The organism is Vibrio sp. 14G-20 (assembly GCF_026241515.1).
In the GTDB taxonomy this organism is placed as follows: Bacteria; Pseudomonadota; Gammaproteobacteria; order Enterobacterales; family Vibrionaceae; genus Vibrio.
Genome location: NZ_JAPHPW010000003.1, coordinates 46,170 through 60,240 on the forward strand (window position 1 = coordinate 46,170; position 14,071 = coordinate 60,240).

Sequence of the window (14,071 nt, forward strand, 5' to 3'; positions counted from 1 at the left end):
AAGAGCCATTTATGAGCATTAATCAAATTGAAGAAGCGCTACTGAACCCGACAGGGCTTACGGAGCAAAATATCGCAGATACATTGGCGAGCATTGCTACCCGCCAAATTGATTATGCTGATATCTACTTTCAGTCAAGCTGGCACGAATCTTTAGTGCTAGAAGACAGCATTATTAAAGACGGCTCTTTCAATATCGATTGCGGTGTTGGTGTTCGCGCGGTATCTGGCGAAAAGACCGGTTTTGCTTACTCTGACCAAATCCAATTGGATGGCCTTAAGCAGAGCGCAATTGCCGCTCGTGGTATTGCGAAGCAAGGTCAAAACGGTAAAGTTCATGCATTCAAGCGTAACTCGAACCAAACTTATTATGATGCAGTTAACCCGCTAGCGAGCTGGGAAAAGCAGCAGAAAACAGAATTACTAAAATCATTAGATGCTTACATTCGCACTAAAGAGCCGATGGTGACTGAAGTATCGGTGAGCCTAAGTGGTGTGCATGAGCAGATGCTGGTTGCTGCTACTGATGGGACTTACGCTGGCGATATTCGTCCGCTGGTTCGTCTATCTATCAGTGTACTTGCGCAGAAAGGCGATCGCCGTGAGCGTGGCAGTGCTGGTGGTGGTGGTCGTTTTGGTTACGATTTTTTCCTAAGTGATAATAAAGGCACTCAGGTTGCTTACCAGTTTGCTGATGAAGCGATTCGCCAAGCATTAGTTAACCTTGAAGCGGTTGCTGCGCCTGCTGGTGCAATGCCTGTTGTCCTTGGTTCTGGTTGGCCGGGCGTTCTTCTACACGAAGCGGTAGGCCACGGTTTAGAAGGCGACTTCAACCGTAAAGAGTCGTCAGTATTTTCTGGTAAAGTTGGCGAACAAGTTACATCAAGCCTATGTACGATCGTTGATGATGGTACATTGACTGACCTGCGCGGTTCATTGAACGTTGATGATGAAGGCGTTAATGGTCAGTACAACACGCTGATCGAAAATGGCATCCTAAAAGGTTACATGCAAGATAAGCTTAATGCTCGTTTAATGGATGTAGCACCTACGGGTAACGGTCGTCGTGAGTCTTACGCACATCTTCCGATGCCGCGTATGACAAACACTTACATGCTGCCGGGTGAGCACACACCGGAAGAGATCATTGCTACTGTTGAGAAAGGCATCTACGCGCCGAACTTCGGCGGTGGACAGGTTGATATTACTTCTGGCAAGTTCGTGTTCTCAGCTTCTGAAGCGTACATGATTGAAAACGGCAAAATTACTCACCCAGTTAAAGGTGCAACGCTCATTGGTTCTGGTATCGAAGCGATGCAGCAAGTGTCTATGGTGGGTAACGACCTTAGCCTAGACCGTGGTGTTGGTGTGTGTGGTAAAGCAGGCCAAAGTGTCCCTGTTGGTGTTGGTCAGCCGACATTGAAGCTAGACTCGCTAACGGTTGGTGGTACTGAGTAATTCAGAAGAATCTCTGCCAACTTACTTCAAAAGATTAAATTGAAAAGCGCCTCCAATGTGAGGCGCTTTTTGTTTTTAGATTACGGATTCAGTGAGTGTATCGAGTTGCTACATGTTCTCTTCGGCAAACTCTGCCAGTCGGCTACGTACCACGCCATTGAGGTGGATATTGGCACTGCCTTCGAAGTTTTTAAAACGCTCAACCATGTAGGTTAAACCTGAAGTCACAGGGGTTAAGTAGGAAGAATCTATCTGAGCCAGGTTTCCTGAACAGACGATCTTGGTGCCTTCACCACAACGGGTGATGATGGTTTTGATTTGCGAAGCTGTGAGGTTTTGACACTCATCCAGCAGTACAAACGCATTCTGGATCGAGCGGCCACGCATGAAGTTGATGGATTTGAACTGGATATTAGCTTTATCGCAGATGTATTTCATCGACCCTTCGGTACAGTGATCATTCTTGTGTAGCGCCTCGAGTGTATCGGTTACCGCAGCCAGCCAAGGTAGCATCTTCTCTTCTTCGGTACCTGGGAGGAAGCCAATCGACTCACCAATGTCTGGCGTGTTTCGGGTTACGATGATCTTATCGAATTGCTTACGTTCAATGGTTTGTTCTAGCGCTGCAGCCATAGCTAACAGTGTCTTACCACTCCCTGCAGCCCCCGTTAGGATCACAAGGTCAATATCGGGATCGAGTAGGGCGTCGATCGCCATACCTTGATAGATGTTCTTAGGTGTAATATCCCATGCTCTTCGGTTCATCAACCGTTCACGACTAAGATCTCTCAGAGTGATGGTTTCGGTTTCAATCTCTTCGACCCGAGCGGCAAAGTCACTCTCCTCGTCAATCACATATTGGTTGAGAAAGGTTGGCTCGAAAGGTGCTCTTGCTAGAGTGTGTAACGTCTTTCCCCCTAGAGCCTTACTCTCGACATTATCAATGCCATCCCAAAATGCCCCTTCGAGTTGCTGAAAGCCTTTAGTCAGGTATTGGATATCATCGATCAATTGGTCTGTTTGATAATCTTCAACGAAGCGAACACCAGCGCCTTTGGCTCGCAAGCGCATGTTGATGTCTTTGGTGATGAGAACCACTTCACGTGGCACGCGTTTGTTTTGAAGGTAGAGGACGGCATTGAGGATTCGATTATCGCCTGCCTTATCGTCAGCGAAGGCCTTAATGCTTTCTTGAAGTTCGTAGTCCGCGAGTATGGAAATACTGCCGGATGCGTTTATTTCTTTAGAGAAAGGAATGCCTTCCGATATTTGGTCTGGTGTAGCTTCCCTGAATAGGTCTTCGAGCGTTCGAATCGCAATTCTCGCATCTCGAGCAACGTCTCTTTTACTGTCTTTGATTCTGTCGAGTTCTTCTAGCACGGTCATGGGGATAACGACATCGTGCTCTTGGAAAGAAAATATAGCGAAGGGTTCGTGAAGTAGGATATTGGTGTCTAAAACAAATAGCTTCCGGTTGGTCTCGCCCATAGCATCTCCTTGCCGACGTGCGGCTTGCTTTGCATTCATTGAACGTAGATAAAGCTCATATAAAGATTAGTAGCTCATTCTGGTGATAGTCAACTACTTACCTAAACTTCATCTAGAGGAATATCGACATATCGTTGTGAGTGAATATGGCGTGTTCATTTAAGAGCAGCAATCTGCTACCTATAGATTAACCATGATTTTTTGACAGTTTGATTGCATTGGCGAAAACAGAAAAAAAGTGTGAAATCATCGCCTTTAGGCGTGACCTAAATCACAGCATCGAGTAATATTAGCGACCTTTTTCTGCACCATTTTCTTGAGATATTTATTATCGAGAGCGCACTTAAAAAGTGGCTGCAAACTAGGCATTTTTGGCTATATTTTTAATGCAGGAGCGATAACGCTCTTGTTTAAATTGCAGTTCAAATGACCAAATTCCAACTATAAGATTGAGGTAGTCGATTCATGACATTTGCTTTGGGGCAACGCTGGATAAGCGATACGGAGAGCGATTTAGGTTTAGGTACCGTTGTAGCAATGGATGCTCGAACAGTGACACTAATGTTTGCAGCGTCAGAAGAAAACCGTGTCTATGCACGTACTGATGCTCCCGTAACCCGAGTAACGTTTAATGTCGGCGACGTCATCGAGTGCCAAGAGGGTTGGTCTTTATCGGTTGAGCAAGTGATCGAAGATAAAGGCATTCTGACTTACATGGGTACTCGTGAAGATACTCAGGAAGCGGATGTGGCTCTACGAGAAATCTTCTTAAGCAACCAAATTCGTTTTAATAAACCGCAAGATAAATTGTATGCAGGTCAAATTGATCGCATGGATAACTTTGTCTTGCGTTACCGTGCTTTAAGCAACCAATACCAACAGCATAAAAGCCCAATGCGCGGCCTGTGTGGTATGCGTGCTGGCTTGATTCCTCATCAGTTGTACATTGCTCATGAAGTGGGTCGTCGTCACGCTCCGCGTGTTTTACTTGCTGATGAAGTTGGCCTAGGTAAAACCATCGAAGCGGGCATGATCATCCACCAACAAGTGTTGTCTGGTCGTGCTGAACGTATTCTGATTGTGGTGCCTGAAACTCTACAACACCAATGGTTAGTTGAGATGATGCGCCGTTTCAACCTGCACTTCTCTATCTTTGACGAAGAGCGCTGTATTGAAGCGTTTGCTGAATCGGACAACCCGTTTGATACCCAGCAGTACGTTCTGTGTTCTTTGGATTTCCTACGTAAGAGCCGTAAGCGCTACGAACAAGCACTTGAAGGCGAGTGGGACTTGTTGGTTGTCGATGAAGCGCACCACCTTGAGTGGAGCCAAGACAAACCAAGCCGCGAATACCAAGTGGTTGAAGGCTTAGCGGAAAATACGTCTGGTGTGCTACTACTAACAGCAACGCCTGAACAGCTTGGTCGAGAGAGTCACTTTGCACGTCTGCGCCTGCTAGATCCTGATCGCTTCTACGATTACGAAGCATTCGTTGAAGAAGAAGACCAATACGCACCAGTTGCAGATGCAGTAACGGCTCTGTTCTCTGGCGTGAAGCTTGAAAACAGCGCGAAGAACCAGATTACGGAACTGCTTTCTGAGCAAGATGTTGAGCCTCTGTTCCGTGTGATTGAAGGTGATAGCAGCGAAGAAGAGCAAGCGTTGGCTCGCCAAGAATTGATTGATAACCTTATGGATCGCCATGGTACCGGCCGTGTTCTTTTCAGAAACACACGTGCTGCAATCAAAGGCTTCCCTAAGCGAAATGTAAACCTACTGCCGATGGAGATTCCAACGCAGTACACAACCTCAATGCGTGTATCTGGCATGATCGGTGGCAAGATGACACCCGAAGCTCGTGCGATGAAGATGCTGTACCCAGAAGAGATTTTCCAAGAGTTTGAAGGTGAAGACTCAAGCTGGTGGCAGTTCGATTCACGCGTTAACTGGTTGATTGAAAAGATCCAAGACAAGCGCAGCGAAAAGATCCTAGTGATCGCTTCGCGAGCGAGTACAGCTCTTCAATTAGAGCAAGCACTGCGTGAGCGTGAAGGCGTACGTGCAACGGTATTCCACGAAGGCATGTCGATTTTAGAGCGTGATAAAGCTGCGGCTTACTTTGCTCAAGAAGAGGGCGGCGCTCAGGTTCTTATCTGTAGTGAAATAGGCTCTGAAGGTCGCAACTTTCAGTTCGCTAACCAACTTGTGATGTTCGATCTACCGTTCAACCCAGACTTGCTTGAGCAACGTATCGGTCGTTTGGACCGTATCGGTCAGCTGCGTGATATCGACATTCATGTTCCTTATCTGAAAGGCACATCGCAAGCGATTCTAGCGCGTTGGTTCGATGAAGGTCTGAATGCATTTGCTGAGACGTGCCCTACTGGTCGCACGGTTTATGACAAGTACTCAGATGTTCTTATCGAGATGCTGGCTTCTGGTAACACAGAGCAACTTGATGAAGTGATAGAAGAGTCTGCCAAGCTAAACCAAAGCCTGAAATCAGATCTAGAAAAGGGCCGAGATCGCCTACTAGAAATGCATTCAAATGGCGGCGACAAAGCGCATGAGATTGCAGAGAAGATTGCGTCGACTGACGGCGATACTAACCTAGTAACGTTTGCACTGAGCCTGTTCGACACGATTGGTTTGAACCAAGACGACAAGGGTGAAAATGCACTGGTTGTAACGCCGTCTGAGCACATGATGGTACCAAGCTACCCTGGTTTACCTTACGAAGGTGCAACCATCACGTTTGACCGTGACACAGCCCTTTCTCGTGAAGACATGAACTTCATTAGCTGGGAACACCCAATGATTCAAGGCGGCATCGATCTGCTACTGAGTGAAGGTGTTGGTGCATCAGCGGTATCGCTACTGAAAAACAAAGCGCTGCCAGTGGGTACTATCCTGCTTGAGTTGGTTTACCTTGTGGATGCGCAAGCGCCGAAACGTAGCGGTATCAGCCAGTTCTTACCTAAGACGCCAATTCGTTTAATGATGGATGGCCGTGGTAATGACTTGTCAGCTCAGGTCGAGTTCGACAGCTTTAACCGTCAATTAAGCCCGGTAAACCGTCACTTAGCAAGCAAGCTAGTGAACTCGGTACAAGGTGAGATTCACAAGCTAATCGAAGCGGGTGAGACGCACGTACTTCCTAAAGTGGAAGAAGTGCGTGAACAAGCTCAACGAGACATGCAGACTAACCTAAACGGCGAATTAGAGCGTCTACAAGCGCTTAAAGCCGTGAACCCTAATATTCGTGATGAAGAGCTAGAGGTTATCGAAGCTCAAATCAATGAACTGACGGGTTATATCAGTAAAGCTCAGGTTCAGCTCGACTCGCTACGTTTGATTGTGGTTTCTCACAACTAGTTTTGAATTAGCTAAATGCTTTAACAAAAGAAGGCCTTCATCACGAAGGCCTTCTTTTTATCTAGCGTTTGAAAGGTGTTTTGATTGTTGAAAGGTGCAATGGCAAAGGAATTACATTAACCATTTCCACCAAACAAATACGGCTAAGAAGCCAAATAGGTAAACAAGACCTGCGACAGACAACCATTTTAGCTTCGTGCCAATCGCCAGCGCTTTTGGAAGCTTTGTTTTATTGACTAAGATGAAGTTAAGCAATGCGAAGAATGGCGTGGTCGCAAACGCTAGCACCATCGCAAAATCAAGCATTGGCATCAGTGCTGCACTGAAGAACATCACGATGGAGAGTGCTGCGAGAGAGACGATGACGATCCAACCCTGTAGCATTTTTGGGCTGCTTTCTTTTTTAAGCAATAGACGTTGTGATTCAGCAAGCACGCGTGAATAACCATCGATAACGGTAATGGTGCTGCCAAAGATACAGAAGAAGGCGATCAGAGCGATTAATGGACGAGACCATTCACCAATCGTTGAAGCGTAGATACCCACCAATTGATGAGTGAAGCCAACACCAGAGCGAGACAGTTCAACACCTGAACCGTGAAGGACTAGCGCACCTAAAGCAACGAATACTAAAGCAAGCAGTGCAGTACCAATGTAGCCGACATTGAAATCGAACAGTGCTGATTGAGCGGTCACTTCTTGTTTCTCTTTTTGGCTTTTTAGCCACATAGAGGTGATGCTTGAGATCTCGATAGGAGCTGGCATCCAACCCATGGTTACCACGATAAAGCCGATAGCAGCCAATGACCAAGGCGACGGTGGAACAAAAGCCGCATCAGGTTCAACGGGAGAGCCAATCGCAATGGCGACTGCAGCTAAGGTTGTGATGGTCAGGATCGCCATGATCGATTTAGATAGCGTGTCGAGAGCGCGATAATGGCCGGCGAATAGAATGATTAAGCATGTCGCTAAAACGATCATGCACAATGTGCTGGTAGCCAAATCAAAAGGAATAAAGTAGCTAAGCAAGCTTGCACTGAATAACAGTAAGGCTGCGGTATTCACAACGGCCGAAATAGCACTCAAAATAGAAAAGATCACAAGGTAAGGGCGACCTAAGTTAGAGTAACCTTCCACCAAGCTTTGACCCGTTCCCAATGTATATTGGATGCCGGCTTTAAAGAACGGGTACTTAAATAGGTTCACTAGGATAATAAGAGCGGCAAGTTGCCAGCCATATATCGCCCCAGCTTTAGTAGATGCAACTAAATGTGAACCTCCCACAGCAGCTGCAGCCATCATGATACCTGGGCCAAGAGACTTAATTAACGTTGATAGGGGAGCAGAGGTTTGTGCTTTTGTTGTTGTGGTTTTAACCGTACTTTCCATCATTTTTCCTTTGATGCTGACTTCTTATTTTCCGTTCCCCTATCAATACCATTTTTTGTAAGGTCGTCAACTTTTATGTACGGAAATGTTGAAAATTGTATTTATTTATAAACAAATCAACCGTGAATTATTTATTAACCAGTAATTAAGAGGCTCTAATGGCGTTAGAACAGTACACACCACCACGTGAACCGTGGACAGATATTGTCTATCAAGATGATGATATTCTTGTGGTGAACAAGCCAGCAGGCCTACTTTCGGTACCGGGTAGACTGCCAGAGCACTACGACAGTATGTGGAGTCGGTTGGTTGTGGATTTTGCGGAGATTCAGGTTGTGCATCGGTTGGATATGTCGACATCGGGCTTGATGCTATTGGCTAAGCATAAGCAGGCTGAGCGCTATCTGAAGAAGCAGTTTCAATATCGACTGACACACAAACTCTATTACGCCCGAGTATGGGGTTCAGTAGAAGAAGCAGAAGGTTTGATTGACCTCCCTCTTATTTGCGATTGGCCAAACCGGCCGAAGCAGAAAGTGTGTTTCGAGGATGGTAAATCATCTCAGACTCGCTATGTGGTTGAGCAAGAAGAGGTAAAAACGACCTTATTGAAGCTACTGCCTATCACTGGACGATCTCATCAGTTGCGAGTGCATTGTATGGAGATGGGTAATCCTATTGTGGGTGATGAGTTTTACGCAACGTCAGATGCGTTTAATTATAGCGATAGGTTAGCTTTGCACGCTTGTGAATTGAGTTTTTATCATCCGAGCACCAATCAATTATTCAAAGCCTTTGTCCCTTGTGACTTTTACCCTCAAGCACGACCGCAAATTGAACAGCACTTTGAAATTGCGCCAGAGCTTCCAGACTACAGTAAGCTAAAAGCTTAGAATGACTCAATTGACATAAACTCAAGGACGTACAATGCCGAAGTTGAAAGTGGTCTTTCTCGACAGAGCCACCATCCCATCTCAAATCCATTTAAAACCGCTCAGCTTTGAACATGAGTGGTTGGAGTATGATTTTACTGCTCCAGAGCTCGTTGCTGAGCGCGTTGCGGGAGCAGATGTTGTTATCACCAATAAGGTTGTGCTCAATGCTGATAATTTGGCTCAAGCACGACAACTCAAGTTGATCGCTGTGTCAGCGACTGGCGTCAATAATATCGATGTCGACTATTGCGAGGGTAACAATATCGCAGTAGCTAACGTGCAAGGTTATGCGACTCAATCGGTGCCCGAACATGTAATCGCGATGCTATTTGCGTTAAAGCGTAATCTCGTTGGTTACCATCAAGATATTGAAGCTGGTGAGTGGCAAAAGGATAAACAGTTCTGTTTCTTTACCCATCCAATTCAAGATATCGCAGGCAGTACATTGGGCTTAATGGGCAGTGGGAGCTTAGGACAAGCAACTGCCGCACTGGCTAAAGCGATTGGAATGAAAGTGATCTTCGCAGAACGTAAAGGGGCGGAGTTTTGTCGAGAAGGGTATCTGCCTTTCGATGCTGTCTTACAGCAAGCCGATGCGATCAGCTTACATTGTCCGTTAACCGAAGCAACTCGCAATCTGATTTCAGAGCCAGAGCTAGCAATGATGAAACCAAGTGCGGTATTAATTAATGCGGGGCGTGGAGGGCTTGTCGATGAACAAGCTTTGGTTGAGGCTTTGGTCAATCATCAGATTGCAGGTGCGGGTATGGATGTGTTTACACAAGAGCCTGCGGACAAGTCGAATCCACTATTGGCTAACAGTCACTTATCCAATTTACTATTAACGCCTCACGTTGCGTGGGGCAGTGACAGCTCAATTCAAAAACTGTCGGATATCTTAATGGATAACATCGAGGCATTTGTTGAGGGTAAGCCACAGAACTTAGTGAGTGAGTGAGTTCATTCATGATATGAGTGTCTTCATGGACGCTAATTAAGCGTTGCAGAAACAAAAAGGTTGGCTTTTAGGCCAACCTTTTTAGGTGTTTATCTTAACGTTTATCGAACGGGTTAGCCTTGAGGCTTAACCACTAACACATTGATTGGTGAGTTCTGTACGACTTTACTCGCGACTGAACCCAGTACAACTTTGTCGATTTTTGAACGCTTGTGGCTAGGCATGACGATAAGGTCGGCACCAAGTTTTTCAGCGTAATCTAGGATCGTTGTGTAGGTTTTGCCTTCGGCAACATGAACCTTATACACCACTTCATCATCGATGTGCTTATCGGCAAACTCTTTCAGCTGATTTTTAACATCGAGCTTCATTTGGTTCGCTGCATCTTTTGGGAAGTAAGACGCAACCATCGACATGTGAATGCCAGGTAGTACGTTCAGAATATGGATCTCAGCATTGCTGTGTTTTGCGTGCCATACCGCTAGCTCGACAGCTTTGTCTGAAAAGCCTTTGTCGTTAAGATCTACGGGAACAAGGATCTGTCTATACATGTATTCGTCTCTTTTTGAGCAGCGCTAAGTAAACACCAAGCGCTGTAATTATCTTTTCCATGTAGTAAAAAAGCCAAATAGAGTAGAGCGCTACTTGGCTCTATCCATTACGCGCTAATCTCATCCTTACGAGCACGCCTTCTTTGGTTCATTGCTAAACCAATCAAAATCAGTAGGGCAGGCAAGAACACCCACTCTTTCATTGGTCGATCTGCATCTTGGATAACGGATTTAATTTCCCAATCAAAGTCAATACCAGCGGCTTCTGCAGGGCTACCAAACTCAACCATATCAACAAACATCTTGTCGTCAGCTTGTGTCAGCATTAGGCCCATTGAAGCAATGCGGTCTTCACTTGTTGTTGCAGAATCTTCAAACGGAAGGCGAACTGTCTTCTCAGAATAGTTACCTTCTAAGTTTTCGCCACCTACTCTCAATTCAAGTGATTGTCCCACAGATAGATTTTCTGTGATTTGAGCGATCTCAACTCCAGGTGAAAGAACTTTCTCTGGATAAATCATGTCCCACCAGAAACCTGGGCGGAAGAAAGAGAAGGTCAGAACGATAAGCAGTATAGTTTCCCACCACTTGTTCTTGGTGAACCACCAACCTTGAGTTGCTGCTGCAAAGATAAGTACCGCAGTAACAGAAGAGAAAATCGTTAGTGCTAAGTGCCACCAAGAATCAATGCCCATCAACAGTAGTTGGGTATTGAAGATGAACATGAACGGCAAGATCGCGGTCCTGATATCGTAGGTAAAACCTTGAATACCTGTACGAATTGGGTCTGATTTCGCAATCGCGGCGGCCGCAAAGGCTGCCAGACCTACCGGAGGTGTGTCATCCGCAAGAATACCGAAGTAGAACACGAATAAGTGAACCGCAATCAGTGGAATGATCAATCCGTGCGCTGCACCTAACGTAACAATGACCGGTGCCATCAGTGTTGAAACAACGATGTAGTTCGCCGTTGTTGGCAAGCCCATACCTAAGATCAAGCTGATTACCGCAGTGAATAGCAACATAAGAATGATGCTACCGCCTGAGATGAACTCAACAAAATCGGTCATTACAAGACCGATACCCGTCAGAGTTACTACGCCTACAACCGTACCTGCAGCCGCTGTCGCTACGCCGATACCGATCATGTTACGTGCGCCTGAAACCAAGCTTTCTGCTAGGTCAACGAAACCAGCTTTAGTTTGCTCTGCAAGATCATCAGATTTATTCATCAGAGTCATCAAAGGACGCTGAGTGATCAAAATGAAGATCATGAATACTGTTGCCCAAAATGCAGATAAACCTGGAGAGAAACGTTCAACGGTTAGACACCACACTAGTACGACAATCGGTAGTAAGAAGTGAAGACCTGATTTAATCGTTGGGCCTGGGTCTGGAACTTCAGTAAGTTCAGCATCGATTTCCATGCCGCCTTCAGCGGCGTATTTTGCTGATACGCGAACGAGAGCAACATAAGCGATCAATAGCGCTACTGTCACGATCGGTGTTGCAGCATCGCCAAAGACATCTTTCGTCCAACCGACACCGTAGTAAACCGCGGCACTAATAACACATAGACCTAAAATGGTACCAGTGAAAGACAGTAGGCTTTGTACGATAGTTGGTGTGTGACGACGAGGTAGACCTGTCATGCCTGCTTTACATGCTTCTAGGTGAACAATGTAAATCAGAGCGATGTAAGAGATCAGAGCTGGCAGTAGCGCCGCCTTGATTACTTCTACGTACGAGATGCCCACATACTCAACCATCAAGAATGCAGCAGCGCCCATGATAGGTGGTGTTAATTGACCATTGGTTGAAGCTGCTACTTCTACTGCACCAGCTTTTGTACCTGGGAAACCAACACGCTTCATTAGCGGGATAGTAAAGGTACCCGTGGTTACCACGTTCGCAATAGATGAACCTGATACCAGACCAGATAAACCAGACGCTACAACGGCTGCTTTTGCTGGACCACCTTTCATATGACCAAGCAGAGAGAATGCAACCTTGATGAAGTAAGCACCAGCACCAGCACGTTCTAGCATTGCACCAAACAGTACAAACAAGAATACAAATGACGTTGATACACCAAGAGCTACACCGAATACACCTTCTGTTGTTAGCCACAGGTGCGACATTGCCTTGTTCAGGCTCGCACCTTTGTGGGCAATCACGTCTGGCATGTGAGGGCCGCCAAAGGTGTAAAGTAGGAATACTGCCGCCACAACCATAAGAGGTGGACCCAAAGCGCGTCGTGTTGCTTCAAGCAGTAAAACCATACCGAATACAGCCGCAACAATATCGAATGTTGTTGGTGCGCCCGAGCGTTCAGCGAGTTCAGTATAGAAAATATAGATATAAGAAGCTGAAAAGCTACCTACAAGCGCTAGTATCCAATCGACTGCGGGGATGCGATCCCTAGGCGAGTTCTTCATGGCTGGATAAGCGGTAAAGGCTAGGAAAATAGCAAACGTAAGATGAATTGCTCGAGCTTCAGTGTCGTTTAAAATTGCGAAGTTAAAAATGAACGGCAGCGGAGATGCATACCAAAGTTGGAACAGTGACCAACATAGAGGCACAAACCATAAAATACGGCCTTGGATACCACGAGGGCTACGCGCACCAGTATCTGATTGTGCCACCATTTCTTGCACATCTGGAGACGGTGTTGTTGTCTGCGTCATGTACTTTATCCTTATTATTGATGGTCTGCCTTTTCTTACGAACAACCAAACGTTATTTATTTCCTATCAATTGTAGTGAATGGAAAAGGAAATGCGTTCTTTGTTCGTCTTTGTCTTAGGCTTGATACGAAGGTAAGTCCTCCAAATTGGAGAAACTTAAAGGGTTGTTCTTTTCACTTAAGTTATTTTTATAAACGTGAAAAGCCAATAAGGAGGGCTAGCCTCCTTATTGGTGTAGTAGGCTTAAAGTAGAGTTACTTTAGAAGGCCCACTTCTTTGTAGTATTTTGCTGCGCCTGGGTGAAGAGGGATAGAAATACCCGCTTTAACCATGTCTTCTTTTTTCAGGTTAGCAAATGCTGGGTGTAGGCGTTTGAATGTAGCGAAGTTTTCAAATACTGCCTTAGCAACGTTGTATGCAACTTCTTCAGAAACGTCTGAAGTTGTTACCATAGTTGCTGCAACACCGAAGCTGTTTACGTCAGCGTCTGTACCACGGTACATGCCAGCAGGAACTGTGCTGTAAGCGTAGTATGGGTTTTCAGCTACAATCTTGTCGATCTGTGGACCTGTTGCTGAAACCAGTTTTGCATCACAAGACGTTGTTGCTTCTTTGATTGATCCGTTCGGGTGACCAACCATGTAGATGAATGCATCAATCTTGTTATCACAAAGTGCTTGTGAACGCTCAGAACCTTTAAGTTCAGAAGCAAGCTTGAAGCTGTCGTTAGTCCAGCCCATAGCGTCCATTACAACACCCATCGTTGCACGGTCACCAGAGCCTGGGTTCCCAATGTTTACACGCTTACCAGCTAGGTCAGACACATTGTTGATGCCAGCATCGGTACGAGCGATGATGTTGAACGGTTCTGTATGTAGAGAGAACATCGCGCGAAGTTTTTTGTATTCGCCCTGATCTTTGAATTTACTTGTACCGTTGTAGCCGTGGTATTGCCAGTCCGATTGAACAACACCGAAATCTAGTTCACCAGCACGGATGGTGTTAACGTTGTAGATTGAACCACCAGTAGACTCTACAGAACAACGAATGTTATGGTCTTTGCGGCCCTTGTTCACTAGCTTACAAATCGCACCACCAGTTGGGTAGTAAACACCCGTAACTGAACCAGTACCAATCGTGATGAACTCTTGAGCGTTAACAGCGCCAGCGCCCATTACAGCAGCTGCAATAGCACCAACTTTAATAAGTTTGGTAAATGCCATGAATTTCC

Annotated in this window: 9 protein-coding genes; 4 read left to right on the forward strand and 5 right to left on the reverse strand. The window is 45.8% G+C overall.

All coding sequences use genetic code 11. From position 1 onward, the window contains the following. The first annotated feature begins 11 nt into the window (after positions 1–11). Positions 12–1,457 (forward strand): metalloprotease TldD, encoded by a 1,446-nt coding sequence (gene tldD / locus OQJ75_RS03385; RefSeq protein WP_265970995.1) that lies wholly within the window; start codon positions 12–14, stop codon positions 1,455–1,457. Positions 1,458–1,565: 108 nt separating this feature from the next. Here the strand turns inward: tldD and OQJ75_RS03390 are convergent, their stop codons facing one another. After that, complete coding sequence (locus tag OQJ75_RS03390) at positions 1,566–2,945, reverse strand: PhoH family protein (RefSeq protein WP_265970996.1); 1,380 nt, start codon at positions 2,943–2,945, stop codon at positions 1,566–1,568. 465 nt (positions 2,946–3,410) lie between these two features. Here OQJ75_RS03390 and rapA point away from each other — a divergent pair, with 465 nt between their 5' ends. Further along, the gene (gene rapA / locus OQJ75_RS03395) at positions 3,411–6,320 is read left to right on the forward strand and encodes an RNA polymerase-associated protein RapA (RefSeq protein ID WP_265970997.1); all 2,910 of its coding nucleotides are present in this window, start codon (positions 3,411–3,413) and stop codon (positions 6,318–6,320) included. Between the two features lie 111 nt (positions 6,321–6,431). On the opposite strand, the gene OQJ75_RS03400 is transcribed toward rapA, so the two are convergent. Beyond that, positions 6,432–7,709: an NRAMP family divalent metal transporter gene (locus OQJ75_RS03400; protein ID WP_265970998.1), complete on the reverse strand. Its 1,278-nt coding sequence runs from the start codon at positions 7,707–7,709 to the stop codon at positions 6,432–6,434. A 158-nt stretch (positions 7,710–7,867) separates the two neighbouring features. Here OQJ75_RS03400 and OQJ75_RS03405 point away from each other — a divergent pair, with 158 nt between their 5' ends. Continuing rightward, positions 7,868–8,602 carry a pseudouridine synthase gene (locus OQJ75_RS03405; protein ID WP_265970999.1) on the forward strand — a complete coding sequence of 245 codons (735 nt, stop codon included), beginning with the start codon at positions 7,868–7,870 and terminating at the stop codon, positions 8,600–8,602. A 34-nt stretch (positions 8,603–8,636) separates the two neighbouring features. Further along, complete coding sequence (locus OQJ75_RS03410; protein WP_265971000.1) at positions 8,637–9,602, forward strand: D-2-hydroxyacid dehydrogenase; 966 nt, start codon at positions 8,637–8,639, stop codon at positions 9,600–9,602. A 113-nt stretch (positions 9,603–9,715) separates the two neighbouring features. On the opposite strand, the gene OQJ75_RS03415 is transcribed toward OQJ75_RS03410, so the two are convergent. From OQJ75_RS03415 to OQJ75_RS03425, 3 genes are all read right to left on the reverse strand, one after another. After that, the gene (locus OQJ75_RS03415; protein WP_010434405.1) at positions 9,716–10,153 is read right to left on the reverse strand and encodes a universal stress protein; all 438 of its coding nucleotides are present in this window, start codon (positions 10,151–10,153) and stop codon (positions 9,716–9,718) included. 107 nt (positions 10,154–10,260) lie between these two features. Further along, a complete protein-coding gene (locus OQJ75_RS03420; protein WP_265971001.1) occupies positions 10,261–12,840 on the reverse strand; it encodes a TRAP transporter permease in 2,580 nt (859 codons plus the stop codon). 254 nt (positions 12,841–13,094) lie between these two features. Beyond that, positions 13,095–14,063 carry a TAXI family TRAP transporter solute-binding subunit gene (locus OQJ75_RS03425; RefSeq protein WP_065101312.1) on the reverse strand — a complete coding sequence of 323 codons (969 nt, stop codon included), beginning with the start codon at positions 14,061–14,063 and terminating at the stop codon, positions 13,095–13,097. Positions 14,064–14,071: the final 8 nt, after the last annotated feature.

Coding starts and splice junctions, on each gene's coding strand:
- OQJ75_RS03415 (WP_010434405.1), bottom strand. CDS start 10,153: ATGTATAGACAGATCCTTGTTCCCGTAGATCTTAACGACAAAGGCTTT.
- OQJ75_RS03420 (WP_265971001.1), bottom strand. CDS start 12,840: ATGACGCAGACAACAACACCGTCTCCAGATGTGCAAGAAATGGTGGCA.
- OQJ75_RS03405 (WP_265970999.1), top strand. CDS start 7,868: ATGGCGTTAGAACAGTACACACCACCACGTGAACCGTGGACAGATATT.
- OQJ75_RS03410 (WP_265971000.1), top strand. CDS start 8,637: ATGCCGAAGTTGAAAGTGGTCTTTCTCGACAGAGCCACCATCCCATCT.
- OQJ75_RS03425 (WP_065101312.1), bottom strand. CDS start 14,063: ATGGCATTTACCAAACTTATTAAAGTTGGTGCTATTGCAGCTGCTGTA.
- rapA (WP_265970997.1), top strand. CDS start 3,411: ATGACATTTGCTTTGGGGCAACGCTGGATAAGCGATACGGAGAGCGAT.
- OQJ75_RS03390 (WP_265970996.1), bottom strand. CDS start 2,945: ATGGGCGAGACCAACCGGAAGCTATTTGTTTTAGACACCAATATCCTA.
- OQJ75_RS03400 (WP_265970998.1), bottom strand. CDS start 7,709: ATGGAAAGTACGGTTAAAACCACAACAACAAAAGCACAAACCTCTGCT.
- tldD (WP_265970995.1), top strand. CDS start 12: ATGAGCATTAATCAAATTGAAGAAGCGCTACTGAACCCGACAGGGCTT.